At 67.0% G+C, this 1,627-nt stretch carries 1 protein-coding gene; it reads right to left on the bottom strand.

The features are described 5' to 3' along the window. Positions 1-204 precede the first annotated feature (204 nt). On the bottom strand, positions 205-1,627 hold a 1,423-nt coding region (locus AC559T_RS12365), incomplete at its 5' end, for a diguanylate cyclase domain-containing protein (RefSeq protein ID WP_498868790.1).

The raw sequence follows: 1,627 nt of genomic DNA, 5'->3' as shown, positions 1-1,627 counted from the left end.
CCCTGATGAGCTCACAGAGCTACTGGTCGAAGCGATCGAGAACCGATAGCGAGCCGAGGGTCAGCAGCACCCGATCCGCTTGATGTTCTACTCCCTCAGGTACGCAATGAGACGGGGTCCTTTCTTCGGACAACTATCCCTATGAGGTCGTCCTGATCAGCTCGCGCGTGCTCGGGCGCGCTGGGGGACGGTCTCCGACATGCGTCAGCCGTCGCGCGGCCTGGCCGCCATCCGCCGGGCTGGCTCCGAGGGAGGGCCGGTGTCGGTGTCGGTGTCGGTGTCGTGGCGGGCCACCTCCGCCTCCGCGGCGTGTCGCCAGTAGCCCCGCCCCCGACGCTTGGCGAGATACATGGCCGCATCCGCGGCGCGTACGACGTCCTCGGGGCTGGTGGTCCCGGGTCCGATCATCGCAATGCCGACGCTGGCCGTGACCGGGACCTGCTGGCGGCCGATGGCCAGATCCACGTTGGCGACGATGCGATCGGCGACAGCTTCGACCGCGCCGTGGGACGTGATGTCGCGGCACAGGACTCCGAACTCGTCGCCGGCGAGCCGGGCCACGACGTCACCAGGGCGGACCACACGGCGAAGTCGCCCGGCTACATCACGGAGCAGATCGTCGCCTGCCAGATGGCCCAACGTGTCGTTGACCCGCTTGAATCCGTCGAGATCAACAAAAAGGAAGCCGGCTCGTGTCGGGCTTTTTCCGGTTTCGGCGATCGTGCTTTCGAGATGGGCGAACATGGCCGCTCTGTTCGGCAACTCGGTCAGCGCGTCATGGAAGGCGCGATGATGCGCGTCGGCGGCAAGGAGGCGTTCCCGCTCGGCTGACTGCGCCGCAACGCTGGCCGCCGAGATCTGGGTGGCCACGAGACTCAGGAAACTCCGGTAGTCCGCGTTCAAAGGGAGCCGGCCGCTTGTCCCGAAGATGAGAAGTCCGACAGGGCGTCTGTCGCCTCCCTCCGGCAGGGGGACGACCATCGCGGCCGGGGACGGTGGGGTCTCAGCCGACTGTCGTAACGCGAGACGGGCCAGCAGACGAGCGACGATCTGCGTCCGTCCCGCAACCATGGAGTCCCCGAGTCCGGAGGCGTCGCCGGGATCGAGCGCGTACGGGGTTCCCGTGGCTCCGTCGATACCAGCCGACGCCGTCACAACGAGCTTCCGTGTCTGCGCCTCCTCGAGGACAACGAGGCAGTAGGGGATGTCGGAGGTGAAGCGACCGAGCACCTCGATGCCCTGGGTGAACACCTCCGCCTGGCTGGGCCGACCGGCCGTGGCGCTGACGAGCTCGTGCAGACATCGAAGGCGTCGTGTGCCGAGTACCTGCCGGGTGGTCTCCTGCAACGCGGCGAACACGCCAGCCACACCGCCCGCCGGAAGGCGCCGGATCGGGCTGTAGGAGAAGGTGAAATAGCAGTCCTCGAGATAGCCGTGGCGATTGAGCCTGGACGGCCAGTCCTCCTCCCACGTCGCTTCGCCGCCGGACATCACCTGCTCAAGCATGGGGACAAGCCGGTCCGCCGCCTCGGGAAATACGTCCCGAAACGGCTGGCCTATACATCCCGGATGCTTGCGGCCGAGCATGGGTATGACGGCGTCGTTGTGTATCTCGACCAGGTCCGGG

The organism is Frankia sp. Hr75.2 (genome assembly GCF_949319125.1).
In the GTDB taxonomy this organism is placed as follows: Bacteria; Actinomycetota; Actinomycetes; order Frankiales; family Frankiaceae; genus Parafrankia; species Parafrankia soli.
Note: the sequence above shows the minus strand (reverse complement) of the source record. Positions and strands in the feature narration are given on the sequence as shown.